The organism is Neobacillus drentensis, assembly GCF_036965245.1.
GTDB lineage: Bacteria > Bacillota > Bacilli > Bacillales > Cytobacillaceae > Neobacillus > Neobacillus drentensis_G.
The window spans coordinates 1-2678 of record NZ_JBALPG010000246.1 but is presented as its reverse complement, the minus strand read 5'-3'; the positions used below and the strand labels follow the sequence as shown (position 1 = coordinate 2678).

Annotated in this window: 2 protein-coding genes; both read left to right on the top strand. The window is 29.5% G+C overall.

The window, feature by feature from the left end; all coding sequences use genetic code 11:
• On the top strand, window positions 1-1138 hold a 1138-nt coding region (locus tag V7150_RS26415; RefSeq protein ID WP_335524260.1), incomplete at its 5' end, for a glycosyltransferase.
• A complete protein-coding gene (locus V7150_RS26410; RefSeq protein ID WP_335524257.1) occupies window positions 1135-2673 on the top strand; it encodes a lipopolysaccharide biosynthesis protein in 1539 nt (512 codons plus the stop codon). The genes V7150_RS26415 and V7150_RS26410, both read left to right, overlap by 4 nt.
• The last annotated feature ends 5 nt before the right edge of the window (window positions 2674-2678 follow it).

The following is a 2678-nucleotide window of genomic DNA, read 5'->3' as shown; positions in this document are numbered from 1 at the left end:
TCTTATAAATTTATTAACAATTTTAGATAAAGAGAAATTTGAAGTTGATTTATTAGTTTTTAATCTTAGAGGATTGTTTGCAGACATGGTTCCTAAGGGTATAAATATAGTTGAAGTGCCATCCCCATTAAAGGAATACTGGTATCAAATACATCTTGCAATTAAGGAATTATTTAAATTAGGGATGTTTCGCCTTATTTATTATCGTCTCAAGTGGAAAGTAATGGAGTTATTTAAATTAAATCCTTCTATAATAAGCCAAAGGAATTATTTGAGCATTAAAACATATTTATTGAAATTGGAAGGCCACTACCACGCAGCAATCGGTTTCTTAGACTTTGCCCCAACGTATTTTATTATTGACAAAGTTAAGGCTGATATTAGGATTGGATGGAATCATAATGATTATCGAAAATTAGGACCTGATATCTCAATTGAACAAAATTATATTTCAAAGCTTGATTATATTGTGACAGTTTCTGAAGAATGTAAAGTAATATTAGAAGAAGCTCATCCTGAAAATGCTAATAAGATAAAAATAATTCAAAACATTATTGAGCCAAAATTAATTATACAAATGGCGGAAAATAAAAACCCATTTTTCAATAATTTTGAAGGAAAGAGAATTGTAACAATTGGAAGATTAGTTGAACAAAAAGGTATTGATATTACAATTCTTGCCTGTAAAAAACTTGTTGAAAGTGGTTTCGATATTCGTTGGTATATTATTGGTGATGGTCCAGAAAGACGTAAGTTGGAAGGTCTAATCGCAGAAAATGGGCTTAAAAATAATATTTTTTTATTGGGGGAAGTGAAAAATCCCTATCCATTTGTAAAGAACTGTGATATTTATGTTCAGTCTTCAAGATATGAAGCATATGGTATTGCAATTGCTGAAGCAAAAGTACTTCAAAAGCCTATAGTAGTAACTAACTTAAATGTTTTTAGTGAACAGTTAATAAATGGAAAAAATGGTTTGATCGTAAATATGAGTCCTGAAGGAATTTATAATGGGATAAAGTTATTATTAACTAATTCAAGTTTAAGTCAAAAATTTTCTAAAGAATTAGCTAAAGAAGAGATAGGTAATGAAAGTGAATTAGAAAAAGTATATTGTATGGTTAATGGTGTTCTATGAGAAGTAAAAAAGCACTCTTTAACTTAATAACGAGTCTTATTTTACAAATAATAACTGCTGCAATAGGCATAATTTTACCTAAACTATATATCGATGGTTATGGCTCTGAGATTAACGGTCTTGTTTCATCCATCAAACAATTTTTATCGTATTTATCAATTGTTGGAGCAGGTGTTGGTGCAGCTTCAATAGCGGCTCTGTATACACCTATTGCACTCGGTGAAAATAATAAAATAAATACTATTCTTTCTGCTACAAAGGCTTTTTATAAACGATCCGGTTATTTGTTAATTATTTTAGTTATTATTTTGGCCGTAATTTATCCCCAAATTGTTGATGGGGAGGTTAGTGAATCAATTTCCTTCCTAATGGTATTAATATTAGGTTTAAGTGGAGTAGTTGAATATTTAATTATTGGAAAATACCAAGTTATTCTCACTGCAGACCAAAAAAGTTATATAGTAAATATTGTGCAAATATTTGGAATTTTATTAAATTCTTTAGTTTGTATATTAATGATTAAAAGTGGATTTCATGTGCTAACAGTGCAATTAACATGTACAGTTGTATATGTCTCAAGAATGTTCATCCTCATTGGTTATGTAAAAAGGAGATATAGTAACATTAGCTTCGAAAGTGAACCAAATTATTCTGCAATAAGCAATCGAAGAGATGCATTAGTCCATCAAATAGCTGGATTGGCGGTTTTTAATACACCAATTGTAATTGTTACAATATTTTGTGGACTTAAAGAGGTTAGTGTTTTTGCTATTTATTATATGGTAATAAGCGGAGTTGTTATGCTAGTATCTGCTTTTTCAAATGGTCTGATGGCAGCTTTTGGAGATATTCTTGCAAAAGGAGAAAAAGTTACACTTTTAAGGACATTTAATGAATTTGAATCTTTGTATTACATTGTAATGTTTTGGGCCTATACTTGTACCTCCTTACTTTTTTTACCTTTTATTAAAGTGTATACAGCAAGTATTAAAGATATTGAATATATTCGTCCTTCAGTTGCTATCCTTTTTATTATAGTAGGGATATCTAATAGCATTAGAGTTCCTTCATTAACAATAGTTAACGCAGCAGGACATTATAAACAAACTAAAAATCGCTCAATAATAGAGGCCCTAATAAATGTTATAGTATCACTGATACTAGTACGAACGTGGGGGCTTGAGGGGGTTTTAATTGGTTCTGTTTGTTCCTATGCATATCGTACGATTGACTTAATTGTTTATTCTTCCCGTCATATCTTACAAAGACAAATAAAGAATACATTTTATAAACTAATAAATAATTTTATCATTGGAACCATTTCATTATTTCCTTTCTTTACAATTTTCAAAATTCAAGTAATAAGTTTCTTTGATTGGTTTTGTTGGGCTGTAATTAGCGGAATTTGGATCCTTATTGTGATTACACTTGGTAATTATTTGATACAACCGACCACAATGAAAAATATTTTTCTGCGTATGAAGAATTTGCTTTCATATAACGAAATCTTCAAAAAAGTAAAAAGGGCAAATTAATAACT

Excerpts from the sequence above, each read along its gene's own strand:
- V7150_RS26410 (WP_335524257.1), top strand. The coding sequence starts at position 1,135 with ATGAGAAGTAAAAAAGCACTCTTTAACTTAATAACGAGTCTTATTTTA.